Annotated in this window: 22 protein-coding genes; 13 read left to right on the forward strand and 9 right to left on the reverse strand. The window is 72.1% G+C overall.

Translation table 11 applies throughout. The features are described from left to right. The first annotated feature begins 123 nt into the window (after positions 1-123). On the forward strand, positions 124-600 hold the full coding sequence (locus IE264_RS10165) for a macro domain-containing protein (RefSeq protein WP_032756909.1): 477 nt from the start codon (positions 124-126) through the stop codon (positions 598-600). Between the two features lie 112 nt (positions 601-712). Further along, entirely contained in the window at positions 713-1,588 is an 876-nt protein-coding gene (locus tag IE264_RS10170; protein WP_032756908.1) for an oxygenase MpaB family protein, read from the forward strand. A gap of 42 nt (positions 1,589-1,630) precedes the next feature. Here IE264_RS10170 and IE264_RS10175 read toward each other — a convergent pair whose 3' ends face one another. Beyond that, positions 1,631-3,199, reverse strand: coding sequence for a M1 family metallopeptidase (locus IE264_RS10175; protein WP_032756907.1), 1,569 nt, complete (start codon positions 3,197-3,199; stop codon positions 1,631-1,633). A gap of 306 nt (positions 3,200-3,505) precedes the next feature. Here IE264_RS10175 and IE264_RS10180 point away from each other — a divergent pair, with 306 nt between their 5' ends. Further along, a complete protein-coding gene (locus tag IE264_RS10180) occupies positions 3,506-4,894 on the forward strand; it encodes a M14 family metallopeptidase (protein WP_032756906.1) in 1,389 nt (462 codons plus the stop codon). A 73-nt stretch (positions 4,895-4,967) separates the two neighbouring features. Further along, positions 4,968-6,713 (forward strand): BCCT family transporter, encoded by a 1,746-nt coding sequence (locus IE264_RS10185; protein WP_015612682.1) that lies wholly within the window; start codon positions 4,968-4,970, stop codon positions 6,711-6,713. A 35-nt stretch (positions 6,714-6,748) separates the two neighbouring features. Here IE264_RS10185 and IE264_RS10190 read toward each other — a convergent pair whose 3' ends face one another. Beyond that, positions 6,749-7,672 (reverse strand): FAD-dependent oxidoreductase, encoded by a 924-nt coding sequence (locus tag IE264_RS10190; RefSeq protein ID WP_032756905.1) that lies wholly within the window; start codon positions 7,670-7,672, stop codon positions 6,749-6,751. Between the two features lie 159 nt (positions 7,673-7,831). Between IE264_RS10190 and IE264_RS10195 the strand changes: the two genes are divergently transcribed. Continuing rightward, positions 7,832-9,469, forward strand: coding sequence for an ABC-F family ATP-binding cassette domain-containing protein (locus IE264_RS10195; RefSeq protein WP_032756904.1), 1,638 nt, complete (start codon positions 7,832-7,834; stop codon positions 9,467-9,469). Between the two features lie 61 nt (positions 9,470-9,530). Here IE264_RS10195 and IE264_RS10200 read toward each other — a convergent pair whose 3' ends face one another. Both IE264_RS10200 and IE264_RS10205 read right to left on the reverse strand, forming a co-directional pair. After that, positions 9,531-11,981 (reverse strand): Tex family protein, encoded by a 2,451-nt coding sequence (locus IE264_RS10200; protein WP_032756903.1) that lies wholly within the window; start codon positions 11,979-11,981, stop codon positions 9,531-9,533. Positions 11,982-12,170: 189 nt separating this feature from the next. Next, on the reverse strand, positions 12,171-13,037 hold the full coding sequence (locus IE264_RS10205) for an SCO6745 family protein (protein WP_032756902.1): 867 nt from the start codon (positions 13,035-13,037) through the stop codon (positions 12,171-12,173). A 133-nt stretch (positions 13,038-13,170) separates the two neighbouring features. On the opposite strand from IE264_RS10205, the gene IE264_RS10210 reads away from it, so the two are divergent. Together IE264_RS10210 and IE264_RS10215 are read left to right on the forward strand one after the other, a co-directional pair. Then, positions 13,171-14,145 (forward strand): GlxA family transcriptional regulator, encoded by a 975-nt coding sequence (locus IE264_RS10210; protein ID WP_032756901.1) that lies wholly within the window; start codon positions 13,171-13,173, stop codon positions 14,143-14,145. 42 nt (positions 14,146-14,187) lie between these two features. Continuing rightward, entirely contained in the window at positions 14,188-14,823 is a 636-nt protein-coding gene (locus IE264_RS10215) for a DJ-1/PfpI family protein (RefSeq protein ID WP_032756900.1), read from the forward strand. Here the strand turns inward: IE264_RS10215 and IE264_RS10220 are convergent. After that, on the reverse strand, positions 14,813-15,577 hold the full coding sequence (locus tag IE264_RS10220; protein ID WP_032756899.1) for an enoyl-CoA hydratase/isomerase family protein: 765 nt from the start codon (positions 15,575-15,577) through the stop codon (positions 14,813-14,815). The genes IE264_RS10215 and IE264_RS10220 overlap by 11 nt on opposite strands. A gap of 80 nt (positions 15,578-15,657) precedes the next feature. Here IE264_RS10220 and IE264_RS10225 point away from each other — a divergent pair, with 80 nt between their 5' ends. Both IE264_RS10225 and IE264_RS10230 read left to right on the forward strand, forming a co-directional pair. Further along, positions 15,658-16,335 (forward strand): HdeD family acid-resistance protein, encoded by a 678-nt coding sequence (locus tag IE264_RS10225; protein ID WP_032756898.1) that lies wholly within the window; start codon positions 15,658-15,660, stop codon positions 16,333-16,335. A gap of 146 nt (positions 16,336-16,481) precedes the next feature. Beyond that, a complete protein-coding gene (locus tag IE264_RS10230) occupies positions 16,482-16,937 on the forward strand; it encodes an ATP-binding protein (RefSeq protein ID WP_015612691.1) in 456 nt (151 codons plus the stop codon). A 27-nt stretch (positions 16,938-16,964) separates the two neighbouring features. Here IE264_RS10230 and idi read toward each other — a convergent pair whose 3' ends face one another. The 4 genes from idi to galE all read right to left on the reverse strand — a co-directional run bounded on the left by idi (position 16,965) and on the right by galE (position 21,340). After that, positions 16,965-17,558, reverse strand: a complete 594-nt coding sequence (gene idi / locus IE264_RS10235) for an isopentenyl-diphosphate Delta-isomerase (protein WP_015612692.1) — start codon at positions 17,556-17,558, stop codon at positions 16,965-16,967. Between the two features lie 146 nt (positions 17,559-17,704). Continuing rightward, complete coding sequence (locus IE264_RS10240; protein ID WP_032756896.1) at positions 17,705-18,970, reverse strand: bifunctional class I SAM-dependent methyltransferase/N-acetyltransferase; 1,266 nt, start codon at positions 18,968-18,970, stop codon at positions 17,705-17,707. Positions 18,971-19,216: 246 nt separating this feature from the next. Further along, the gene (locus tag IE264_RS10245) at positions 19,217-20,158 is read right to left on the reverse strand and encodes a cation diffusion facilitator family transporter (protein ID WP_015612694.1); all 942 of its coding nucleotides are present in this window, start codon (positions 20,156-20,158) and stop codon (positions 19,217-19,219) included. Positions 20,159-20,350: 192 nt separating this feature from the next. Next, positions 20,351-21,340 (reverse strand): UDP-glucose 4-epimerase GalE, encoded by a 990-nt coding sequence (gene galE, locus IE264_RS10250; protein WP_015612695.1) that lies wholly within the window; start codon positions 21,338-21,340, stop codon positions 20,351-20,353. Between the two features lie 317 nt (positions 21,341-21,657). Between galE and IE264_RS10255 the strand changes: the two genes are divergently transcribed. From IE264_RS10255 to IE264_RS10270, 4 genes are read left to right on the forward strand one after another with little or no spacing between them, the layout of a single operon-like run. Continuing rightward, a complete protein-coding gene (locus IE264_RS10255) occupies positions 21,658-23,412 on the forward strand; it encodes a DUF5941 domain-containing protein (protein WP_032756895.1) in 1,755 nt (584 codons plus the stop codon). Further along, positions 23,409-24,146, forward strand: a complete 738-nt coding sequence (locus tag IE264_RS10260; protein WP_015612697.1) for a phosphocholine cytidylyltransferase family protein — start codon at positions 23,409-23,411, stop codon at positions 24,144-24,146. The genes IE264_RS10255 and IE264_RS10260 overlap by 4 nt, the downstream gene beginning before the upstream one ends. Next, positions 24,134-25,195, forward strand: coding sequence for an iron-containing alcohol dehydrogenase family protein (locus tag IE264_RS10265; protein WP_015612698.1), 1,062 nt, complete (start codon positions 24,134-24,136; stop codon positions 25,193-25,195). The genes IE264_RS10260 and IE264_RS10265 overlap by 13 nt, the downstream gene beginning before the upstream one ends. Beyond that, positions 25,173-25,952, forward strand: a complete 780-nt coding sequence (locus tag IE264_RS10270; protein WP_015612699.1) for a CDP-alcohol phosphatidyltransferase family protein — start codon at positions 25,173-25,175, stop codon at positions 25,950-25,952. The genes IE264_RS10265 and IE264_RS10270 overlap by 23 nt, the downstream gene beginning before the upstream one ends. The last annotated feature ends 4 nt before the right edge of the window (positions 25,953-25,956 follow it).

Here is a 25,956-nt window from a genome sequence, read left to right on the forward strand (position 1 = left end):
CCCCGCCGTCGAACCCTTGTATCGGACAGTGCCGCTGTCTCACCACTACTGCAAAAGTCTCCGGCACCGGAGCCCCGCCGTCCACCCCGGCCCGCTGTCAGTGCCGGGCCGTACGGTGAAGCCATGTCGGGGATCACGTATGTACGGGGGGACGCCACCGCACCGCAGGGCAAGGGCGTCAAGGTGATAGCGCACGTCTGCAACGACCTGGGCGGCTGGGGCAAGGGGTTCGTCCTGGCCCTCTCCCGCCGCTGGCCCGAGCCCGAGGCCGCCTACCGCCGCTGGCACCGGGAGCGCGCGGGCAACGACTTCGCCTTGGGGGCGGTCCAGTTCGTGCAGGTCGGCCCGTATCTCTGGGTGGCCAACATGGTCGGCCAGCGGGGGATGCGCACCGGCAGCAAGGGCGTGCCCGTGCGGTACGAGGCCATCGACAAGGCCCTCGGCGCGGTGGCCGCGCGGGCGGGCGAGCTCGGGGCCTCGGTGCACATGCCGCGCATAGGCTGCGGCCTCGCGGGCGGCAAGTGGTCGCGCGTCGAGCCGATCGTCCAGGGGCGCCTGACAGGGGAAGGCGTGCCCGTGACGGTGTACGACCACGACTGACCGGGGCACCGGCCGCCAGGCACCCCGCCACCACGGCCTCCCGTCCGCGAGGGATCATGGGGGAAGGGACGGGCAGCGCACGGCAGGCCCGCCGGACGGCCGGGAGCACCTGATGAGCAGCGTGAAGGACGCGAAGGACCCCCTGCCGCCCCCGCCCGGCGGCGTCCTGTGGAGCCTGTCCGGGGATGTCCGGGCCCTCCTCATGCTGCCCGCCGCCCTCACCCTCCAGGTCGCCCACCCGGCTGTCGGTGCGGGCGTCGACGAGCACTCCGTCTTCCGTACCGACCCCTGGGGGCGCGGCGAACGCTCCCTGCGCTCGCTCCAGCTCTGGGTGTACGGCGGCGCGGAGGCCGCAGAGGAGGGCCGCAGGCTGCGCCGGCTCCACCGCACCATCCAGGGCACCGACACCCGGGGCCGCGCCTACCACGCGCTCACGCCCGCCAACTACGCCTGGGTGCACGCCACCGGCTTCCCCGTCTACCGGCACGCGGCGCGCTATCTGATCCGGCCGATGAGCCCGGCGCAGGAGCGCGCCCTGTACGGGGAGTGGCTCCAGGTCGGCCGGATCCTCGGCATCCACGACCGGGACATGCCGCAGACGATCGAGGAGTTCTGGCCGTACTGGGAGAAGATGCTCGCCGGGGAGATCGAGGCGACGACGGTGGTGCGGGAGCTCGTCGATGTCGACCAGCCCGTGCCGCCGCCGGACCGCGGCCCCCTGCTCCTGCGGATGGCCCTGCGGGCGCTGTGGCCGGTGCTGCTGCCGCCGCTGGCCCGCTTCCGCCGGTTCGTCACCATCGGGCTCATGCCGCCGGACGCCCGCGATGCGATCGGCCTGCCGTGGACGGCGGCCCAGGAGAAGCGGCTGCGGCGCCTCTGCGCGGTGCTGCGGGCCGTCGTCCCCGTACTCCCGGAGCGGCTGCGGTACCTGCCGATGGCACGGGCGGCCCGTGCCGCGCACGCCACCGGGGGCCGTCGGAGCGGCTGAACTCCACCGCTCCGACGACCCCCGATTCAGCGCGTGCGGCGGTCAGCGGTGACCGTGACCGCTGTGCTCCCCGTGCCCGTGGACACCGTCGTCCCCATCCCCATCCCCGTGGATCGTGTTCGTCGCCGCGATCTTCTTCCAGGACGCCGGCCGCTCCGGCCCGACCGCCGCAGCCCGGGACGACAGCGCGCTCTTGGAGAGTCCGGCGGCAGACGCCGCCGGGAGCGCGGGCCGCTTCGGCTGGTACAGCCAGGTGTCGAAGAGCGTCGCCAGCGGCTTGCCCGAGACCCGCTCCGCGTACCGCAGGAAGTCACCCACGGTCGCGTTGGAGTGCGCCTTCTCGGTCGGCCACCCCTTCAGCAGGGCGAAGAAGGTCTCGTCGCCGACCTCGTTGCGCAGCGCCTGGAGCGCCAGAGCGCCCCGGTCGTAGACGGCGATGTCGAACTGGTTGTCCGGACCCGGGTCGCCCGGCTTCACTTTCCAGAACGGGTCGTTCGCCGGGTGCTGGGCGTAGACGTAGTCCGCCAGCTGCTGCGCGGTGCCCTCGCCCTCCTTCTCGGACCAGAGCCACTGGCTGTAGCGGGCGAAGCCCTCGTTGATCCAGATGTCCTTCCAGCCGTCGACCGACACGCTGTTGCCGTACCACTGGTGCGCGATCTCATGGACGACGACCGACACGTTGGCGCCGTTCGCGAACTGCCGGGGGCTGTAGAAGGGCCGCGTCTGGGTCTCCAGCGCGAAGCCGCTCGTCACATTGGGCACATAGCCGCCGAGCGCGTTGAACGGATACGGACCGAAGACCTCCGTCAGCCACTCCGCGACCTCGGTGGTCCGCTCGATGCTCGCGCGGGCGGCACCCGCGTTGGCGCCGAGATCCTTGCTGTACGCGTTCAGCACCGGCAGACCGTCGGCCGTCCTGTCGGTCGTGATGTCGAACTTCCCGACCGCGAGCGTCGAGAGGTACGTGGCCTGCGGCTTGTCGGAGCGCCAGTTGAAGCGCGTCCAGCCCAGCTTGGAGCTCTGCGAGACGAGCACTCCGTTGCTGATCGCCTGCGTGCCGTCCGGCACGGAGACCGAGATGTCGTACGTGGCCTTGTCGAGCGGATGGTCGTTGCTCGGGTACCACCAGACCGCCGACTCCGGCTCCTGCGCGGCGACGCCGCCGTCCGGGGTCCGCGCCCAGGCGGTCCAGCCGTTGATCTTCAGCTCGGAGGGCTTCCCGGCGTACCGGACGACCACCGAGACGTCCTTGCCCTTCGCCAGGGTGCCCGCCGGGGTGATCTCCAGCTCCTGGGTACCGCTCTTGGTGTAGGAGGCCTTCTTGCCGTTGACCCGCACCTCGGAGACGGCGAGCCCGAAGTCGAGGTTGAAGCGCGTCAGATCCTGTGTGGTGGTGGCGAGGATCGTCGCCGTGCCCTCCAGCAGGTCGGTCGCCGGCCGATACGTCAGCCGCAGGTCGTAGTGGGAGACGTCGTAGCCGCCGTTTCCGCTTGCCGGGTAGTAGGGGTCGCCGATACCCGGGGCGCCCACGGTGCCTGAGGAGGCCGATGCCGGGATCGCCAGCAGAAGGGTGGCCGCGAGAGCGCTGGGGACGATGAATCTGCGGTGCACGCATACTCCAAGTCGTCGGAACGGTCGACCGGGCGGAGGGTCGTTCCGGCCGGTCAGGAAAAAGGCTAAGCAGTCCGCCGGGCAGGGCGGTCGATTCCGGGCATTCCTGTCACACGATCGCCATGCCCTCGTCACGACCGGTAGTGATCGCCCCCTGTTGCACAGGAGTTCACCCGGGTAACGTCCGCTCCACCGACAGACCGGCGTGCAACGCGGTGTCCGCCGCGCGCACCCCCACCCGCGCTCCGCCCGTGCCCCGCTCGTGCTCAGCGCGCACTCCGGTCGCACCCCGGGAGGCAGCCGCTGATGACCCCTCGCATCACCCGCGCGCTCCGCATGCTCAGCCCGCACCCGTGGCTCGGACCGGTCGCACAGCCCGGACGCCCGCCCTCCGGTGCGCGCCGCCGCGGCCCCGCGGTCCGGCGCCGGAGCGCGGTCGTGGCCGCGGTGCTGGCCGCGCTGGCCGCCCCCTTCGCCATCGCACCCGCCGAGGCCGCGCCCCACCCGCCGCGCACGGGGTTCGAGACGAGCGACGGGGCGCGCTGGACCGGGCTGGGGGAGGAGCGGGCCTTCCTCGGAGCGGTGGACCGGGGGAGCGACCGGGTCGCCGTGGACCGCGTCGGCACCACGAAGGAGGGCCGCCCGCTCCAGCTCGTACGCATCGGCAAGCAGCGGCCCGCCGCCACCACGGTCCTGCTGATCTGCAGTCAGCACGGGGACGAGCCCGCCGGCCGCGAGGCCTGTCTGACCACCCTGCGCGACCTGGCCTTCGCCGAGGACCGCGCCACCCGCGCCTTCCTCTCCCGTACGACGGTGCTGGTGCTGCCCACCGCCAACCCGGACGGGCGCGCGGCCGACACCCGGGGCAACGCCGACGGCGTCGACGTCAACCGGGACCACATCGCCCTGGAGACCGCGGAGGGCAGGGCGATCGCGGCCGTCGTCCGCGACGAACGGCCGGATGTCATCTACGACTTGCACGAGTACGGCGCCACGCCGCCGTACTACGACAAGGACCTCTTCGTCCTGTGGCCCCGCAACCTGAACGTCGCGCGCGGCGTCCACGACGTCTCGCGGACCCTCTCGGAGCAGTACGTACGGCCTGCCGCGACCGAGGGCGGCTACACCAGCGGCCACTACGGCATCTGGACCGATCCGGTCACCGGCGACCCCATCAAGCAGACCGCGGGGGACGGCCAGGAACGCATCCTGCGCAACACCTCCGGCCTCAAGCACGCGGTCGGCCTCCTCATCGAGTCACGCATCGACGCCCTGAGCGAGGGGGAGAAGGCCGACCCGGCCCTCAACCACCGCCGCAGGGTCCACTCCCAGCAGACGGCGCTCGGCGGTCTCTTCGACTTCACGGAGGAGCAGCGCGCCCGCATCCGCGCGGCCACCGCGCTCTCGCGCCTGACCGGGTTCGCCGACCGCGGCCCCGTATATCTGGGCGGCGCCGACAACGATCCGGCCGAGCCCGCCGAGATCCTCGCCGACCCGCCGTGCAGCTACCGGCTGGACGCCTCCCAGTACGCCGCCGTGCGGGACGAGCTCGCGCTGCACGGCGTCCGGTCGCAGCGGAGCGGAGATGGCGCGTTTGTGCCCCTCCGTCAGTCGGCCAGGAACCTGATTCCGCTGCTCCTCGACCAGCGGGCGACATATTCCCTCACATACGGTCAAGCCAATACCGCTTGTTGATCCTTAGAGATCGTGGGCAGGTGTGGTACTGCCTACAGAGAGCGTTTTTCGGACTCGGTGAAAGGTGCCATTTGTGTCCCAGGACGACCAGCCGGCGGGGGACCGGGAGGAACTGTCGGTCACGGCAGACCTGCCCCCCGAACCGGTCAGCACGCGGGCCCCGACCACCGACCGGGTGGTCTTCGGCGTCACGGCGGTCCTCACCCTCGCCTTCGTCATCTGGGGCGCGACCGCCACCTCATCGCTGGAGACCGCCTCCGGCAAGCTGCTCACCGGGCTGATCCACAACGGTGGCTGGGCCTTCATGCTCGCCGCCTCGGGCTTCGTCATCTTCGCCCTCTGGCTGGCCATCAGCCGCTACGGGAAGATCTGCCTCGGCCAGGAGGGCGAGGCACCGGAGTTCCGGACCATCTCCTGGGTCGCGATGATGTTCAGCGCCGGTATGGGCATCGGGCTGATGTTCTGGGGCGTGAGCGAGCCCCTGGCCCACTTCCGTACCCCGCCGCCCGGCACCGACCCCGCCGACTCGGCCGAGGCCATGCAGACGGCGATGGCCACCACCCTCTTCCACTGGACGCTCCACCCCTGGGCGATCTACGCGGTGGTCGGACTCGCCATCGCCTACAGCGCCTACCGGATGCGCAGGCGGCAGACGATCAGCGCGGTCTTCGAGCCGCTGATCGGCAAGCGTCACGCGTACGGAGGCGTCGGCCGCGTCATCGACATCCTGGCCATCTTCGCGACCCTCTTCGGCTCGGCGGCCTCGCTGGGCCTCGGCGCGCTCCAGATCGGCAGCGGGATCCAGGAGCTGGACTGGCTGGAGAAGGCCGGCACCGGCCTCCTCGTCGCGATCATCGCCGTGCTGACGGTCGGCTTCGTCGCCTCCGCGGTCTCCGGTGTGGAGAAGGGCATCCAGTGGCTCTCCAACATCAACATGGTGCTGGCCCTGCTCCTGGTCGTGTTCGTCTTCATCGCCGGTCCCACGATCTTCGTGCTCGACCTGGTGCCCACCTCGCTGGGCGCCTACATCAGCGACCTCGGACAGCTCGCCGGCCGCACCGAGGCGACCGGCGGCGGTGAGGTGGCCGACTGGCTCGGCGGCTGGACCGTCTTCTACTGGGCCTGGTGGATCTCCTGGACGCCCTTCGTCGGCATGTTCATCGCCCGGATCAGCCGCGGCCGCACCATCCGCCAGTTCGTCGGCGGCGTCATCCTGGTGCCCAGCACGGTCAGCCTGATCTGGTTCGCCGTCTTCGGCGGCACGGCCATGAAGCTGGACGAGGCGGGCAAGCTCACCGGCGCCGACACGCCCGAGGCGCAGCTGTTCGGCGTCCTCCAGGAGTTCCCGATCGCCACCGTGACGAGCATTCTGGTGATGATCCTCGTCGGCATCTTCTTCGTCTCCGGTGCCGACGCCGCCTCGATCGTCATGGGCACGCTCTCGCAGAGGGGCGTCCTCGAACCGGCGAAGTGGGTCGTCATCTTCTGGGGTGTCGTGACCGGGGCCGTGGCCGCCGTCATGCTGCTCATCGGTGACGGCAAGGAGAACGCTCTGGAGGGGCTCCAGAACCTCACGATCCTGGTCGCCGCCCCCTTCGTGATCGTGATGATCGGCATGTGCGTGGCCCTGATGCGGGACCTGCGCAAGGACCCGCAGATCGTCCGCCAGGAGTTCGGCGTGGAGGCGGTCGAGTCCGCGGTGATCGAGGGGCACGCCAAGTACGACGGCGACTTCGAGATCCGTATCGGCCCCGGCACGACGGTCACCACGGACGAACGCCACAAGGAGGACCCGGCCGGGAAGCGCCCCCAGGACTGATCCCGGGGACCATCTCGTACGTGTACGGCGGCGGCTCAGCCCACCAGGGCGGCCGCCGCCCGTGCGCAGCCCCAGGCCACGGTCACACCCGCGCCGCCGTGCCCGTAGTTGTGCACCAGCAGCCCACCGCCCGGCAGGGCCTCCGCCTCGATCCGCACCCCGGCCTCCCGCACCGGCCGCAGCCCCACCCGGTGCCCCAGCACCCGGGCGCCCGCGATCTCCGGCCGGACCCGCGCGCACCGCGCCACGATCTCCCACGCCGTCCCCGGATCGGGCTCCCGGCGCTCGTCGTCCGCCTCCGCCGTACCGCCCAGCACCAGGCCGGCCGGCTGCGGGAAGAAGTACGTCGTCGCGGCGGACGCCGGATCCGCCTCGGTGAACCACTCCGCCACCCCCGGGTTCTCCACCACGACCAGCTGTCCCCGCACCGGCCGCACCCCCGCGTCCGGCACCAGCTCGCGCGCCCCGAGACCCGTGCAGTTCACCACCACCGGGCTCTGCGCCGCAGCCTCCGCGAACCCCGTCACCGCCCGCCGCTCCACCGCACCGCCCGCCGCCACCAGCCGCCGCTCCAGCCACGCCAGGTGCACCGGCATGTCCAGCAGCGGCAGCACCACCCGCAGCCCCTCCGCCACCTCCACCGCACCCTTCAGCTCCGCCGCCCACGCCCCCAGCGCCGCGAACCGCTCACCGCCGTGCACCCCCGCCACCAGCCGTACGCCGGTTCCGCCGGGCCCGGCCGCCAGCTCCTCGTACACCGCGAGCGTCTCCAGCGACCAGTCGCCGACCCGCTCGGCCGGCTCGATCCGGTACGGCCACCACAGCGCCCCCGCCACCGCCGACGTCGTCGCCCCGGCCGGATCCCGCGACCAGACCCGCACCCGCAGCCCGCGCTCCGCCAGGGTCACGGCGGTGGTGAGGCCGACGACCCCACCGCCCACCACGATCACATCCGTCATCACGGTCACTCCCGTCCCTCGATACACGCCGTCGCCGCACGGAACACGCGCCCGTCGCTGCACGGACGCTGACGACGGACGCTAACGGATGCCGGAAACCGGAGGCCAGGGGCACAGGGCGAAGGGCACGGAGAGCCGGAGACTAGGATCGGCACCCTGATGACTGCCACCCTCGTCGCCAAGGACCTCGCCGCCGGACACGGCGACCGCACACTCTTCGCCGGACTCGACCTCGTCGTCGCGCCCGGAGACGTGATCGGTCTCGTCGGAGTCAACGGCGCCGGTAAATCGTCCCTGCTCCGCCTGCTCGCCGGACTCGACCGCCCGGAGGAGGGGGAGCTGCGGCTCTCCCCGCCCACCGCCACCGTCGGCCACCTCCCGCAGGAGCCCGAGCGGCGCGAGGGCGAGACCGTGGCCGCCTTCCTCGCCCGCCGCACCGGCGTCGCCGACGCCCAGCGCGCCATGGACGAGGCGACGGAGGGCCTGGTCGCGGGGGCCCCGGGCGCCGACGACGCGTACTCCGAGACCCTGGAGCGCTGGCTCGCCCTCGGCGGCGCGGACCTGGAGGAGCGGGCCGCGCAGGTCGCCGCCGAGCTCGGTCTCACCGTGAGCCTGGACCTGCCCATGACGGCGCTCTCCGGCGGCCAGGCAGCGCGCGCCGGGCTGGCCTCGCTGCTCCTCTCCCGCTACGACGTCTTCCTGCTGGACGAGCCCACCAACGACCTCGACCTCGACGGCCTGGAGCGCCTGGAGCGCTTCGTCTCGGGGCTGCGGGCCGGCACCGTCGTCATCAGCCACGACCGCGAGTTCCTGATGCGCACGGTCACCAAGGTGCTGGAGCTCGACCTCGCCCAGCAGCAGATCAACCTCTACGGCGGTGGCTATGCGGCCTACCTGGAGGAGCGCGAGACCGCGCGTCGGCACGCCCGCGAGGGCTTCGAGGAGTACGCCGACAAGAAGGCCGCCCTCGAAGCGCGCGGCCATATGCAGCGGTCCTGGATGGACAAGGGCGTCAAGAACGCCCGCCGCAAGGCCACCGACGGCGACAAGCTCGGCCGCAACGCCCGCAGCGAGGCGAGCGAGAAGCAGGCGGCGAAGGCCCGGCAGACCCAGCGCATGATCGAGCGCCTCGACACCGTCGAGGAGCCGCGCAAGGAATGGGAGCTGCGGATGGAGATCGCCACCGCCCCCCGCTCCGGCTCGGTCGTCGCGACCCTGCGCGAAGCCCGTGTGGTGCGCGGCGACTTCTCCTTCGGCCCCGCCTCGCTCCAGATCGACTGGGCCGACCGGATCGCCATCACCGGCGCCAACGGCGCGGGCAAGTCCACCCTGCTCGCCGCCCTGTTGGAGCGGCTCCCGCTCGACTCCGGCCACGCCACGCTCGGTTCGGGCGTCGTGGTCGGCGAGGTCGACCAGGCCCGCAGGCTCTTCCTCGGCTCCCAGTCGCTGCTGGAGGCGTTCTGTGCGGCCGTGCCCGACACGGAACCGGCCGAAGTCCGCACGCTGCTCGCCAAGTTCGGCCTGCGCGCCGACCATGTGATGCGCCCGGCCACCAGCCTCTCCCCGGGTGAACGCACCCGCGCCGCCCTCGCCCTGCTCCAGGGCCGGGGCGTCAACCTCCTGGTGCTCGACGAGCCGACCAACCACCTGGACCTGCCCGCCATCGAGCAGCTGGAGGCGGCCCTGGAGAGCTACACGGGCACGCTGCTGCTGGTCACCCACGACCGGCGGATGCTCGAAGCGGTCCGCACCACGCGCCGCATCGAAGTCGCGGACGGCCAGGTCAAGGAAGTCTGAGCGGAGTCACGAAGGTGGGGGCGGGCCGCACACGGCGACCCGCCCCCACGGCCTTTCGGGGTCAGCGCCCCCGGCCGCCCTGCTTCGGGTCGGTCAGCCCGGCCCGCCGCAGCGCGTCGGCCATCGCGCTGTTCGCCGGAGCCGGAGCGCCCTGGCCCTGCCGGGATCCACCGCCACCGGAGCCGCCGCGCCGGTCCCGGCCGCCGCCCTGACCGCCCTGACGGGCCTGTCCACCGCCGGACCCCTGGCCCTGGCCCTGCCGCTGCTTCGGCGGGCGGGCGCCCCGCTCACCACGGCCCTGCTGCCCGCCGCCGGACCCGCCGCCCGCGCCCGGCTCGTCGTCCAGCCGCAGCGACAGCGAGATCCGCTTGCGCGGAATGTCGACGTCCATGACCTTGACCTTCACGATGTCCCCGGGCTTCACGACATCGCGCGGGTCCTTCACGAACGTCTTCGACAGCGCCGACACATGCACCAGACCGTCCTGGTGGACGCCGATGTCGACGAACGCGCCGAACGCCGCCACATTCGTCACGACGCCCTCCAGCACCATGCCGGGCTCCAGGTCGCCGAGCTTCTCGACACCCTCCTTGAAGGTCGCCGTGCGGAACGCCGGACGGGGGTCGCGGCCCGGCTTCTCCAGCTCCTTGAGGATGTCCGTCACGGTCGGCAGACCGAACATGTCGTCCACGAAGTCCGCCGCCCGCAGCGACCTCAGAGCCTCCGCGTTGCCGATCAGCGAGGCGACCTCGCCGCCCGCCGTCTTCCCCATCCGCCGCACCACCGGGTACGCCTCGGGGTGCACGCTGGAACCGTCCAGCGGGTCGTCGCCGCCGCGGATGCGCAGGAAGCCCGCGCACTGCTCGTACGCCTTCGGGCCCAGCCGCGCCACGTCCTTGAGCGCCTTGCGGGAGCGGAAGGGGCCGTTGGTGTCGCGGTGCGTGACGATGTTCTCGGCGAGCCCGGAGCTGATCCCCGATACCCGCGAAAGCAGCGGAGCGGAGGCGGTGTTGACGTCCACACCGACCCCGTTCACACAGTCCTCCACGACCGCGTCCAGCGAACGCGACAGCTTCACCTCGGACAGGTCGTGTTGGTACTGGCCGACCCCGATCGACTTCGGGTCGATCTTCACCAGCTCGGCCAGCGGGTCCTGCAGCCGCCGCGCGATCGAGACCGCGCCGCGCAACGACACGTCCATGTCGGGCAGTTCCTGCGAGGCGAAGGCGGAGGCGGAGTACACCGAGGCGCCCGCCTCCGAGACCATCACCTTGGTGAGCTTCAACTCCGGGTGCTTGTCGATCAGTTCACCGGCGAGCTTGTCCGTCTCGCGGGACGCCGTGCCGTTGCCGATCGCGATCAGGTCGACCGCGTGCTCCTTCGCGAGGTGCGCGAGCTTTGCCAGCGCCTGGTCCCACTTGTTGGCGGGCACATGCGGGTGGATCACATCGGTGGCCACCACCTTGCCGGTGGCGTCGACGACGGCGACCTTCACCCCCGTACGGAAACCGGGATCCAGGCCCAGGGTGGCCCGCGTACCGGCCGGGGCGGCGAGCAGCAGATCGCGCAGGTTCGAGGCGAAGACGCGTACCGCCTCGTCCTCCGCCGCCGTGCGCAGCCGCAGCCGCAGGTCGATGCCCAGGTGCACCTGGATCCGGGTCCGCCACGCCCAACGCACGGTGTCCGCCAGCCACTTGTCACCGGGGCGGCCCCGGTCGCCGATCTCGAAGCGGCGGGCGATCATGTTCTCGTACGTGGAGGGGCCCGGCCTCTCCGCGGCCTCCGGCTCCTCCGGCTCCAGGACCAGGTCGAGCACGTTCTCCTTCTCGCCCCGCAGCATCGCGAGCACCCGGTGCGAGGGCAGCGCGGTGAACGGCTCCGCGAAGTCGAAGTAGTCGGCGAACTTGGCGCCCGCCTCCTCCTGGCCCTCGCGCACCTTCGCCGTCAGCCGGCCGCGGGTCCACATGCGCTCGCGCAGCTCGCCCGTCAGGTCGGCGTCCTCGGAGAACCGCTCGGTGAGGATCGAGCGCGCGCCGTCCAGGGCCGCGGCGGCGTCCGCCACGCCCTTGTCGCCGTCCACGAACGCGGCCGCGGCGGCGAGCGGATCGGCCGACGGGTCGCCGAGCAGGCCGTCCGCCAGCGGTTCGAGCCCCGCCTCCCGGGCGATCTGGGCCTTCGTCCGCCGCTTCGGCTTGAACGGCAGGTAGATGTCCTCCAGGCGCGCCTTGGTCTCGGCACCCCGGATCGCCGCCTCCAGCGCCTCGTCGAGCTTGCCCTGCTCGCGTACGGATTCGAGGATCGACGTACGCCGCTCCTCCAGCTCCCGCAGATACCGCAGCCGTTCCTCCAGCGTGCGCAACTGCGCATCGTCGAGCGATTCGGTCGCCTCTTTGCGGTAGCGCGCGATGAACGGCACGGTGGAACCGCCGTCGAGCAGCTCGACGGCCGCCCTGACCTGTCGCTCACGTACGCCGAGCTCCTCGGCGATCCTGCCTTCGATGGACGTCGTCACGGTTTTCCCGACTCGCCTTCTCGTACTGGCTGTGCTGGCCGTGCCCGTGTTGCGATGAGCACGCTCTTACCGGGGGCATCCCCTTCGTCTGCATTCTGCCGGGTGGCCGGGGCCCATGTCGCGCGACCTCGGGGAACACGCCCGGAGCCCCCGCCACCGCCTGCGAGGGCTCCGGTGCGGCAGCAGGGGTCAGCGCCCGGTCGCCTCGGCCGGGAAGGCGCCGTTCGAGGCGGCCGTGAACAGGAAGCCGCGCCCCAGCTCGGTGAGCCGCTCCACGCCCTCCGCGCCCAGGTGTTCGTACGGGGCCCTGTCCATCCGGTCCGTGGCCTCCTCCACCTCCGCGCGCAGCGCCGTCCCCGCGTCGGTCAGCGCCGGCTCCTCGCCCGCGACGAGCAGCCCGCGCTCCCGCAGCCGGTCGGAGGCCGCTTCCCAGTCGGTGCGGCGCCAGCCGCGTGAGGACAGGATCCAGCGGATCGCCATGCCCTTGCCGGTCGCGGTGTGGCTGACGAGCGACTCCACCGGGTCCAGGCCGGCGGCGAGCAGGGCGGCGAGGTGCGCGTCACCCCGGTGCTCGCGCAGCAGGGTCGCCGCGTGCCAGAACGCCAGGTGCGGCTCGTCGGGCACCGGCAGCTCCGCGTGCGCCGCGTACAGCGGCCGGGCGTGCGGGGTGCAGGCCTCGGTGGCGCGCAGCGCGAGCCGGGCCGCCTCCGCCATCTCGTCGGAGGCGATGATCTCCTCGCCGAGCAGCCGCCGCAGTGTCGCGTCCGCCGCCCGCAGCCGGGCCCCGAGCACCTGCTCGGGCGAGGCCACGGACCAGACGGCGGGCACATGCTCGGCCACCAGGGCGGGGTTGAAGTTGTAGAACGTGGCGGTGACGGTGCCCGCCCCCACCGGCCCGAACGCGGCGGCCCGGGTGGCGAAGTAGACGGCGCTCGGGTCCTCGAAGCCGAGCTTGCCCAGCTCGGCGCCCAGGTCGGGGGAGAAGAAGAGGCACGAGTGCAGCGGGTTGACGGCGTTGTGACAGCGGCGTTCCGCGCGGGCCGGAAGAGTACTCATACCCGCACGTTACCGACTGGTCGGTACGTCGGGAACCCCGGGGAGCGGTGAAGCGCGGGGAACGCGGCGATGGCAGGAAAGGAGGACTATTCGTCATTGCGGCCACCATCGCCCGCCGCCCAGGATGGCAGACGTGATCCAGCGAACCGTGCTCGTCGTCCTCTTCGACGGTGTCCAGAGCCTCGACGCGACCGGCCCGATGGAGGTCTTCGCCGGCGCCTCCAGGGCGCCGGGAGTCTCCTACCCCCTGCGCACCGCCTCGCTCGACGGCGGACCTGTCCGGGCCACCAGCGGGCTGACCCTGATGCCCGACAGCAGCCTCGCCGAGGCCCTCGTACCGCACACCCTGCTGGTCCCCGGAGGACACGGGACGCGCGGTTCCCACCCGGAGCTGACCGCCTGGCTGCGGGCCCACGCGCCGGAGGCCGAGCGGCTGGTCTCCGTCTGCACCGGGGCCCTGCTGCTGGCCGAGGCGGGCCTCCTGGACGGACACCGGGTGACGACCCACTGGAACTACTGCGCACAGCTCGCCCACGACTTCCCGGCCGTCGAGGTCGACCCCGACCCGATCTTCGTACGGGACGGGCGGCTGGCCACCTCGGCGGGTGTCACAGCGGGCATCGACCTGGCGCTCGCCCTGGTCGAGGAGGACCACGGCCGGGACCTCGCCCTGACTGTCGCCCGCCACCTCGTCGTCTTCCTGCGCCGCCCCGGCAACCAGGCCCAGTTCAGCGCCCAGCTCAGCGCGCAGACGGCACAGCGCGAGCCCTTGCGCGAGGTCCAGCACTGGATCACCCAGCACCCGGACGCCGACCTCGCCGTGGACGCCCTCGCGGCCCGCGCCCGCCTCTCGCCCCGGCACTTCGCCCGCGCGTTCCGGGCGGAGACCGGTACGACCCCGGGGCGGTACGTCGACCGCGTACGCCTGGAGCACGCCCGCAGGCTCCTGGAGGACACCTCCGACCCCGTCGGGCGGATCGCCCGCGCCAGCGGCTACGGGACGCCGGAAGCCATGCGCCGGGCCTTCGTGAAGGCGCTCGCCACGGCACCGGCCGAGTACCGCCGCCGCTTCCGTACGCCCGCGTCCGCGGGCCCCGCAGCCGACTGACCGCACCCGAAGCCACCGCCGTACCGACCGAGAGGCAGCCCCGTGCAGATCGCCATCCCGCTCTTCGACCGCTTCACCGCCCTGGACGCCGTGGGACCCTACGAGATCCTCAGCCGCACCCCCGGCGCCGAGGTCGTCTTCGTCGCCGAACGGACCGGTCCCGTGAGCAACGACAGCGGCAGCCTCCAGCTCGTTGCCCACAAGACCCTCGCCGAGGTCCCGTCACCCGATCTGGTGATCGTGCCGGGCGGTCCGGGACAGGGCGACCAGATGGAGAACGCCACGCTGCTCGGCTGGCTGCGCACGGCCGACGCCGCCACCACCTGGACGACCTCCGTCTGCACCGGCTCCCTGCTGCTGGCGGCGGCCGGGCTGCTGGAGGGCCGGCGGGCCACCTCCCACTGGCTAGCGCTGGAGGCCCTGAAGGAGTTCGGCGCCGAGCCGACGGGGGAGCGGGTGGTGTTCGACGGCAAGTACGTCACCGCCGCCGGCGTCTCCTCCGGCATCGACATGGGCCTCGCCCTGCTCGGCCGGATCGCGGGCGACGACACCGCGCGCTCGGTGCAGCTGCTGACCGAGTACGACCCGCAGCCGCCCTACGACTGCGGGTCCCCCGAGAAGGCCCCGGCGGCGCTGGTCGAGGAGTGGCGGGCCAGGAGCCGCCACGTCATGCGGTAGGGGCCGTCGTGTAGGTGAAGTGCGGCGCGCGCCGCTCCAGGAAGGCGGCGACCCCCTCCGCGGTGTCGCCGCTGCCCTGCGCCTGCCCGGTCCAGTAGGCGTCCCGGTCCTGCCGCCCCGCCGCGAACTCCTTCGCCGCCGCCTGCGTCAGCTGGGAGCGGGAGGCCAGCACCGCCGCGTACGCCGGCACCCGCTCGTCCAGGCCGCCGACCGGGAGCACCTCGTCCACCAGGCCGGTGCGCAGGGCCCGTTCCGTGTCGATCAGCTCGCCGGAGAAGAGCAGGTGCTTGGCGGCGGCCGGGCCGACGAGGGCCACCAGCCGTCGCGTGGAGGAGGACGGGTAGACGATGCCGAGCTTGGCCGGGGTGACGCCGAACAGGGCGCCCTCCTGGGCGAACCGCAGATCGCAGGCGGCCGCGAGCTGGCTGCCGCCGCCCACGCAGTAGCCCCGCACGGCGGCGAGCGTCGGCCGGGGGAAGGCGGCCAGCGCCTCCTCGGCCGCCACCGCGAGCGCCTGGGCGTCCCCGGCGCTCTCCCTCAGCGTGGAGATGTCCGCCCCGGCGCAGAAGGTGTCCCCGGCCCCCGTCAGCACCAGCACCCGGACCGCCGGGTCGGCGGCCAGCCGCTCCAGCAGCCCGGGCAGGCTCCGCCACATCGCGGCGGTCATGGCGTTGCGCTTGGCGGGGTGGCTGATCACGACGGTGGCGGCACCGCCGTCGACGGAGCAGAGCAGCTGGGATTCCATACGGTCCATGCGCCGGATGCTATCCGCAGGGTTCGAACCTATGATCAAGAAGGGGTCGCGAAGCGGACACGCACCGTAAGGAGCTGTCGATGAACGGACCCACCGCCGAGGGCAGGAAGCACGGACGCACCGCCCGGGGCGGGAGACGCGGAACCTCCGCCGAGGGCAGGAAGCTCACCCGCAGTTTCAGCTGGCTCGCCCTGCTCGGCACACTGCTGGTGATCGCGGGGATCGTCGGCCTGATCTACACTGGCGTCGCCACCCTCACCTCGATGCTGCTCTTCGGCTGGCTGCTGCTGATCGGCGGTGTCGTCGGTCTGGCGCACGCGATCGAGTCGCGCGGCACCAACTACTTCTGGCTGGGTGTCGTGGTCGCCGCCCTGAACCTCGCCGCGGGCGTGGTGGTGATCCGCCACCCGGAGGGCACCGCGGAGGCGCTGACCATGTTCGCCGCGCTCCTCTTCTTGACCGGCGGGGTGTTCCGGCTGGTCGGCAGCGTCGTCGTCCGAGGTCCCCAGATGGGGTGGACGCTGCTGCAAGGGGCCTTCGGGCTGCTGCTGGGCCTGCTGGTGCTGTTCGACTGGCCGCACAGCAGCCTGTACGTTCTGGGCACCTTCTTCTCGCTGGCCCTGCTCTTCGACGGCCTCGGCCTCATCGCCGTCGGGATCGGCGGCCGCCGCATCGTCAGCATGGTCTCGGATCGGCTCGATGCACCCGGCCTGGCTACGGACAGTCCGCCCAAGGCCCCGGAAGACGGGCAGAAGTAGTCCACCACCTGGCGTCATCGTGCACCTTCGGTCAAATAGCGCCGATACACAGCTATTTCCGATCAGTGGCACGGTACGGACCAAGCCATTCCCAACACTCTTTACTCGACGGTCAGTGCAGTGCGAGTGAGAGCTGGTGCCGGACGATGGAGAGCCTCGGGAGTGCCCCTGCCGATCCCGTGTCCTACGAGGGGGTGTGGCGCTTCACCGCCCCCGCCGTCGAAGTGTCCGTGCCCCAGGCCCGGCACGCCGTGCGCGACCTCCTGGGCCGCCAGGGCGTGCCGATCGAGGAGGACATCCTCCAGGGTCTGCTGCTGATCGTCTCGGAGCTGGTCACCAACGCCGTCAAGCACGCGGCGCTGCTCTCGCCCGAACTGGCGGTCGAGGTGGCCATCGGTGCCGACTGGGTCAGGGTGTCGGTCGAGGACAACCACCCCTACCGGCCCACCGCCCTGGAGACGGACTACGCCCAGACCGGCGGACGCGGTCTGCTGCTGGTCAAGGAGATCACCGCGGAGGCGGGCGGGACCTGCGACGTGGAGCACACCGCGAGCGGCGGCAAGATCATCTGGGCGGCGCTGCCGTTGAAGACGCAGCTCTGACCGCCCCGTACACGGTCCGCAGCGGGGTCACCAGCCTGCGGACGGCCCCGTCAGCTCACGGATCGCCGGGCGCGCCGCGTCCAGCACCGTCATGAACCACGCGGAGAACGGCGCCTGCGCATGCCGCTCCGCGAGCTCCGCCGCCGTCACGAAGGCCGTCCCGCCGACCTCCTCCGGGTCCGGCTTCAGCTCCTCCTGCGCCATCCCCACGAACAGGTGGTTGAACTCCTGCTCCACCAGGCCCGAGGCCGGGTCCGGGTGGTTGTAGCGGACCGTGCCCGCCTCCGCGAGCAGCGAGGGCGCGATCCCCAGCTCCTCGTACGTACGCCGCGCGGCCGCCGCGAAGGGGGCCTCGCCCGGGTAGGGGTGCCCGCAGCAGGTGTTCGACCAGACGCCGGGGGAGTGGTACTTGCCGAGCGCTCTGCGCTGGAGCAGCAGCCGTCCCTGCTCGTCGAAGAGGAAGACGGAGAACGCGCGGTGCAGCTGCCCGGGGGCCTGGTGGGCCGCCAGCTTCTCCGCGGTGCCGATGGTGGTGCCGTTCTCGTCGACCAGTTCGAGCATGATCGCTTCTGCGGTGCCGTTCGACGAGCTGTGCGTCGCGGTGGCTGGTGTGGTCGGCATACCCATCCTTGTCTGTGGTCCCCGGCCTCGTGCGTCGGACCCCTGGCGTCCGGTCAAGTCTGCCGTACAAAAGCCGCTTGTCCGCACTGCGGGTCCGGGCATGTCCGCCCCGCCGCGCTCACGGGCGCGGCGGGGCGGACGGGGCGTCAGACCCCGAAGGCCGCCGGATAACGGATCATGCCCGCGGGAACCGGGACGGAACCGTCGAGCACCAGCGCCATCATCGCCTCGTCCGGCACCTCGAATCCCGGCCGGATCCCGTGGCGGGAGGCCGGTCCGAAGCCGAAGCGCGGGTAGTAGTCGGGATGCCCGAGCACCACCACCAGCGCCTCGCCGCGCACCCGGGCCGCATCGAGCACCGCCCGCACCACGGCCTGCCCGGCCCCCTGCCGCTGATGGGCGGGCGAGGTGGCCACCGGGGCCAGTGCGAGCGCCGGGGCGTCACCGACCCGGCACCGGGTCAGCAGCGCGTACGCCGCCAGGGAACCGTCCGGCGCCTCGGCGACGTACGAGAGACCGGGCAGCCAGGCGTCGGCGTCGGCGCGCAGCGCGTCCACGAGGTCGGCCTCCTCCCGGGTCGGGAACGCGGCCGTGTTGACCGCGTGCACGGCTTCCCGGTCCGCCGCCGCCTCCGGCCGGGTGGCCCAGCGGGGATCGGCCGGGCGCAGCACGTACGCGGCGTAGCCGTACTCCGCGCCGTGGTCACGCCGCACCGCCAGCTCCTCACGGGTGGCCGCGAGCGCCCACTCCATGCCGGGAGCCGTCGGGTCGGCGCTCCGGATCCGCTCGGCGAGCGGGACGTAGTACTCGTCCCAGTCGCTGTCGGGCTGGACCAGCACCTCCGCGACCGTGCAGCCCTCGGCGACGGCCACCGCTGTGGTCTCCGACAGGGTGCGCAGGGAGCCGTTGCGGTCCCAGAAGCCGCGCGCCCCGGCCGATGGTGTGTCCGTGGTCCAGACGCACTCGGAGATCATCATGGCGCCGCCCGGGGCGAGCAGCCGCTGCCAGTCGCGTACGGCGGTGGCGAACCCGATGCAGTACGCGGACCCCTCGGCCCAGACCAGGTCGAAGGAGCTCGCAGGGAACTCCGGACCGGTGAGGTCGCCCATGTCGGCGCGGACCGTACGGATACGGTCGCCCGGACCGCGCGCCTCGGCCGAATCGCGCAGCTCGTCCAGGAACGGCTGGTGCAGGTCGACCGCGGTCACCTCCGCGCCCGCCTCGGCGGCGAGCAGCAGGGCGGCACGGCCGGGGCCGCAGCCCAGGTCGAGGACGCGCGGACGGTCGGGCAGGGGGCCGGCCGCCGCGAGCAGCCGGCGCGTGGTCGCGTCGGAGCCGGGGCTCTGCCGGGGAAGACGGTGGTGCAGGGTGAAGAACGCCTCGGTGCGCGAGGCGTCGGTGTGGTCGGTCAACGTGGGAACCCTTGTGTGTGAGGGCTCCGGCCCGATCCGGAAAAAAGAGGTGGACCTAGCCGGAAACCCGGGAGATGAGGAAGGACCGATTGCCGCGCCGGGAAGGCGTCGTCGCGACCGTCATCAACCTCAGCTCCTCTCGAAAGGGTCCCGGTCCACCCGGGCCGTCCACCGCGAGACTCGAACGTCTCAGCGAAATCACCCTAGCACCGCCGCCGCGCCCCGCCCGGTGGCGTCCGGTGGCGCTCAGTGGCAGAGATGCGCCTCGTGCTCCGCGTGACCGCTCGGCTCCAGCTGGAAGGTGCAGTGCTCCACGTCGAAGTGGTCCCCGAGGCACCCCTGCAGCTCGTGCAGCACCTTCTCGTGCCCTATCGAGTCGAGCATCTCCTGGCGCACCACCACATGTGCGGAGAGCACCGGCATCCCCGAGGTGATCGTCCAGGCGTGCAGGTCGTGGACGTCCAGCACACCGGGGAGCGCCGTGATGTGGGCCCGTACCTCCGCCATGTCCACACCCTTGGGCGCCGCCTCCAGCAGCACGTTCAGGGTCTCCCGCAGCAGCTTCACCGTCCGGGGGACGATCATCAGGCCGATCACCAGGGAGGCGATCGGGTCGGCGGCCTGCCAGCCGGTCGCCATGATGACGCCGGCCGCGACGATCACGGCGACCGAGCCCAGGGTGTCGGCCAGCACCTCCAGATAGGCGCCGCGCACATTCAGGCTCTCCTTCTGTCCGCGCATCAGCAGAGAGAGGGAGACGATGTTGGCCACCAGACCGACGGCGGCGAACGCGATGGCGAGGCCGCCCTTGGTCTCGGCGGGAGTGATGAACCGGTCGACCGCTTCGAAGACCAGGAAGCCGCCGACCCCCAGCAGCAGCAGACAGTTGGCGAGCGCCGCCAGGATCTCGGCGCGGGCGAAGCCGAACGTGCGGTTCGGCCCGGCGGGCCGGTTGGCGAAGTGGATGGCGAGCAGCGCCATCCCGAGCCCCAGGGCGTCGGTGGCCATGTGGGCGGCGTCCGCGATCAGGGCCAGCGAGTCGGAGAGCACCCCGCCGACGATCTCCATGACCATCACGCTCAGCGTGATCCCCAGGGCGACCCGGAGCCTGCCCCGGTACGCGGCGGCCGCGGTGCCCGTCGGGGGCGGCCCGCCGTGTGTGTGCCCGTGATCGTGGCCAGCCCCCATGCGAAACGCCTCCAGGTCCGTGCGACGGCGCCGGGGCGAAACCGCCCGACCAGGCCAGTGAACTACGGGTGGGGGGTATCGGGCAACACGGCACTGAACACCGTTGTCATGTGCCCTGACCTGCGGAAACGTTCCGCAGGTCAGAGCCCCCAGGTGATCACGGACGCTGCTCGGCGCGGCGGCCGGCCATGATCACGGACGAGCCGCTGCGCGGGCCTCGGGGTGACGCAGGCACCAGCCCTCCCAGGCCGACTCCACCATCGAGCGGACGTCCCGGCGGGCCGTCCACCCCAGCTCCTGAACCATCCGGGCGTCCGACGCCACGGCCTTCGCCGCATCCCCCGCACGGCGCGGTTCCACGACCGGCTCCACCGGGTGCCCGGACACCTCCCGGATCACATCGACCAGCTCCCGTACCGAGACGCCTTCGCCCCGGCCGATGTTCAGCGTCAGATCCCCGCCCTCGCGCACCGCCAGCTTCCGGGCCACGGCGAGGTGGGCGTCGGCCAGGTCGGCGACATGGATGTAGTCACGGACACAGGTGCCGTCGGGCGTCGGGTAGTCGTCCCCGAAGATCCGGGGCGCCTCACCGCGCGTCAGCCGGTCGAAGACCATCGGGACGATGTTGAAGACCCCGGTGTCGGCCAGCTCGGGCCCCGCCGCACCCGCCACGTTGAAGTACCGCAGACAGGCGGTGGAGAGCCCGTGCGCCTTCCCCGTCGCCCGCACCAACCACTCCCCGGCGAGCTTGGTCTCGCCGTACGGGTTGATCGGCAGGCAGGGCGTCTCCTCGGTGATGAGCTCCACATCCGGTACGCCGTAGACGGCCGCCGACGACGAGAAGAGGAAGCGCCGCACACCCGCCGCGACCACGGCCTCCAGCAGCACGCCCAGCCCGGCGATGTTCTCCCGGTAGTACAGCAGCGGCTTCTCCACGGACTCGCCGACCTGCTTCTTCGCCGCGAGATGCACCACACCGCTCACCGCGTGCCCGGCCAGCACCCGGTCCAGCAGCGCCCGGTCCGAGGCCGAGCCCTCCACCAGCGTGACGGATTCCGGCAGCCGGTCCACGACACCCGTCGAGCCGTCGTCGAGCACCACGACCCGCTCTCCCGCCCCGGCCATGGCCCGCGCCACATGTGCCCCGATGTATCCCGCCCCGCCTGTGATCAGCCATGTCATGGCAGTCAGCCTAAGGGCCGACCCACCCCGGCCCGACCGGCGGTTTGTGGCCCGGGGTACCGATCGATCATGATGACCGCGGACGGAACCGGCCCGATCAGGTCCACCCGAACGGCGCACAAACGGGTGGTGAACTCGGCCTTCCGTTCATCCGATAGCCTCAGCCGACACGCCGCCGGCCCGTCTTGTGGCCGTGCTGCCGTGTGTCGTCCACCGTCAGTGCCAAGGAGTGAGTTCGTCTGTCGACCGCCATCCTCACCGGTACGCCGGTACCCGGCTCGTCGCTCACGGACGATCTGAGGTCCCTGGGCTTCGATGTGCTCACCGCCGTCGACGCCGGTGACGCCGCAGCACTCCTCGCCGCCGTCCCGGCCGGCCGCCGGGTCGCCCTCGTCGACCCGCGCTTCGTGGGCCACGTCCACGCACTCCGGCTCGGACTGACCGACCCGCGCTTCCCCGCCGCCACCGTCCCCGGTGCGCTCACCGCCCGGCCCGAGGCCCGCGGGGCGCTGCTGCGCGCGCTGCACCGCACCGCGGCCGCCGTCGGCGTGGGCGCCCCCGTCGTCGACCCCGACACCGACCCCGCACCCGAGGACCGCACCGTCCCCGGCCGCATCGCCGTCGCACTGGAGGCCGAGGGCACCGCCGTACAGCGCCCCGCCCTCGGTTCGCTGGTCGCGGCCGTCCCGACCGACCCGGAGCAGGAGGCCGCAGCGGCGGCCGCCGTCGCCTCGGTCGACGACGAGGCGGTACGGCTGCGGAGCGCGGTCAAGGCACACGACGGCTTCTTCACCACCTTCGCGATCAGCCCCTACTCCCGCTACATCGCCCGCTGGTGCGCCCGCCGCAACCTCACCCCGAACCAGGTCACCACCGCCTCGCTGATCACCGCGCTCATCGCGGCCGGCTGCGCGGCCACCGGCACCCGCGGCGGCTATGTCGCCGCCGGGATCCTGCTCCTGGTCTCCTTCGTGCTGGACTGCACCGACGGGCAGCTCGCCCGCTACTCGCTGCAGTACTCCACGATGGGCGCCTGGCTGGACGCCACCTTCGACCGGGCCAAGGAGTACGCGTACTACGCCGGGCTCGCCATCGGCGCCGTCCGCGGCGGCGATGACGTCTGGGTCCTGGCGCTCGGCGCGATGGTCCTCCAGGCCTGCCGCCATGTCGTGGACTTCTCGTTCAACGAGGCCAACCACGACGCGGTCGCCAACACCAGCCCCACCGCCGCCCTCTCCGACAAGCTCGACAGCGTCGGCTGGACTGTCTGGGCGCGCCGGATGATCGTGCTGCCGATCGGCGAGCGCTGGGCCATGATCGCGGTGCTCACCGCGCTCACCACCCCCCGCATCGTCTTCTATGCCCTGCTCGTCGGCTGCTCCCTGGCCGCCTGCTACACCACGGCGGGCCGCCTCCTGCGCTCGCTGACCCGCAGGGCGAGCCGCACCGACCGCGCCGCGCAGGCCCTGGCCGACCTCGCCGACTCCGGCCCGCTCGCCCAGGCCGTCGCGGCCATCGCCCCCGGCCTCCGGGGCACGTTCACGGCCCCGGCCGTCGCCCTGCTCGGCACCCTCGTGATGGTCGGCGGAGCCCTCTTCCTCCCGTACGGCAGCTGGCTCACCGTGGCCGCCGCCGCGGTGTACGTGGTCCTCTCCGGCCTCTCCGTCGCCCGCCCGCTCAAGGGCGCCCTCGATTGGCTCGTGCCGCCGCTGTTCCGGGCCGCTGAGTACGTCACGATCCTCGTGCTGGCGGCCCGCAGCGACGTCCCGCACGCCGTTCCGGCGGCCTTCGGGCTGGTTTCGGCCGTCGCCTACCATCACTACGACACGGTGTACCGCATTCGCGGAGGCACCGGCGCGCCGCCCCAGTGGCTGGTGCGGACGATGAGTGGACACGAGGGCCGCACCGCGCTGGTGGCCGTCCTCGCCGCCGTACTCACCCACACCTCAGGTTTCACCACGGCTCTCACCGCCCTCGCGGTGGCCGTGGCTCTGGTGGTGCTCGTGGAGTCCATCCGCTTCTGGGTGTCCTCCTCGGCCCCCGCCGTACACGACGAAGGAGAACTCGCATGATCGGCCTCGTACTGGCAGCCGGTGCAGGACGACGTCTGCGCCCCTACACGGACACGCTCCCCAAGGCGCTCGTCCCTGTCGACGGCGACAAGACGGTCCTCGACCTCACGCTGGCCAACTTCGCGGCGGTCGGGCTCACCGAGGTCGCGATCGTCGTCGGCTACCGCAAGGAAGCCGTCTATGCGCGCAAGGCCGAGCTGGAGGCGACGTACGGCGTCACCCTCACGCTCATCGACAACGACAAGGCCGAGGAGTGGAACAACGCCTACTCCCTCTGGTGCGCCCGTGACGTCATCAAGCGCGGTGTGATCCTCGCCAACGGCGACACCGTCCACCCGGTCTCCGTCGAGAAGACCCTCCTGGACGCCCGCGGCAAGGGCCAGAAGATCATCCTCGCCCTGGACACCGAGAAGAGCCTCGCCGACGAGGAGATGAAGGTCATCACCGAGGAGGGCAAGGGAGTCCAGCGCATCACGAAGCTGATGGACCCGGCCACCGCGACCGGTGAGTACATCGGCGTCACCCTCATCGAGGCCGAGGCCGCCGAGGAGCTGGCGGACGCGCTGAAGACCACCTTCGAGCGCGACCCCGACCTCTACTACGAGGACGGCTACCAGGAGCTCGTCAACCGCGGCTTCACCGTGGACGTGGCCCCCATCGGCACCGTGACCTGGGTCGAGATCGACAACCACGACGACCTCAAGAAGGGCCGTGAGATCGCGTGCCAGTACTGACCCGGCTCATTCCGTCCCCGGTCGTCGTCGACATCCGGCGCGGCGCCATGGACGATCTGGCGGGTCTCCTGGCCGATCAGCGGATCTCCTCCTCGGGCAAGCTCGCCATCGCGATCAGCGACGGCTCCGGGCGCGCCCTGCGGGAGAGGCTCGCCCCGGTCCTGCCGGGTGCCGACTGGTACGCCGTCTCCGACGGCACGATCGACTCCGCGGTGAAGCTCGCCGACGGCATCAAGGGCAACCGGTACGACGCGGTGGTGGGCCTCGGCGGCGGCAAGATCATCGACGTGGCGAAGTACGCCGCGGCGCGGGTCGGGCTGCCCATGGTCGCCGTCGCGACGAACCTCTCGCACGACGGCCTGTGCTCACCGGTCGCCACCCTGGACAACGACAACGGGCGCGGCTCCTACGGGGTGCCCACCCCGATCGCCGTGGTCATCGACCTCGACGTGATCCGTGAGGCGCCCGCCCGCTACGTCCGCTCCGGCATCGGCGACGCGATCTCCAACATCTCCTGCGTCGCCGACTGGGAGCTGGCCCACGAGGTCAACGGCGAGGAGATCGACGGCCTGGCCGCCGCGATGGCCCGCCAGGCCGGCGAGGCCGTGCTGCGCCACCCCGGCGGGGTCGGCGACGACGCCTTCCTCAAGGTGCTGGCCGAGGGGCTCGTGCTCACCGGCATCTCGATGTCGGTCGCGGGCGACTCCCGTCCGGCGTCCGGCGCCTGCCACGAGATCAACCACGCCTTCGACCTGCTGTACCCCCAGCGGGCGGCGAGCCACGGCGAGCAGGTCGGCCTCGGCGCCTGCTTCGCCATGCATCTGCGCGGTGCCCGCCAGGAGTCCCTCCTGATGGCATCGATACTGCGCCGCCACGGTCTGCCGGTCCTGCCGGAGGAGATCGGGTTCAGCGTCGACGAGTTCGTCAGGGCCGTCGACTACGCGCCGCAGACGCGGCCGGGACGTTTCACGATCCTGGAGCACCTCAACCTGTCCACCGACCAGATCAGGGACGCGTACGCCGACTATGCCTCGACCATCAGTAGCTGAACTCCGTCCGGTCGTGCACCCCCCCGGGGTGAAGGACCGGCGCAGCGGCGAGCACTGGGCCGGCCGCATGTACATGCGTGAGGTCTCCCTGCGCGTGGACCGCTACCTGGTGAACACCCGGGTCACCCCCAACCAGGTCACGTACGTGATGACGCTGGCGGGCGCGCTGGCCGCCCCGGCCCTGCTGGTGCCGGGCATCTGGGGCGCCGTGCTCGGCGTGGTGATGGTCCAGCTCTACCTGCTGTTCGACTGTGTGGACGGCGAGCTCGCCCGCTGGAAGAAGCAGTACTCGCTCAGCGGCGTCTACCTGGACCGGGTCGCCGCCTACCTGTGCGACGCGGCGGTGCTCGTCGGCCTCGGCCTGCGTGCCGCCGACATCTGGGGCGAGGGCCGGATCGACTGGCTCTGGGCGTTCCTCGGCACCCTCGCCGCCCTCGGCGCGATCCTGATCAAGGCCGAGACGGACCTGGTCGGCGTGGCCCGCCACCAGGGCGGGCTGCCGCCGGTCAAGGAGGCGGCGTCCGAGCCGCGCTCCTCCGGCATGGCGCTGGCCCGCCGGGCGGCCGGGGCGCTCAAGTTCCACCGGCTGATCCTCGGCATCGAGGCCTCGCTGGTGATCCTCGTGGTGGCCGTCGTGGACGCGATCGGGGGCGACCTCTTCTACACCCGCCTGACCGTGGCGGTCATGGCCGGCATCGCGCTGCTGCAGACCCTGCTGCACCTGGTGTCCGTCCTGGCGTCCAGCAGGCTGAAGTGACCTC

The organism is Streptomyces microflavus (assembly GCF_014650075.1).
Classification (GTDB): domain Bacteria; phylum Actinomycetota; class Actinomycetes; order Streptomycetales; family Streptomycetaceae; genus Streptomyces; species Streptomyces microflavus.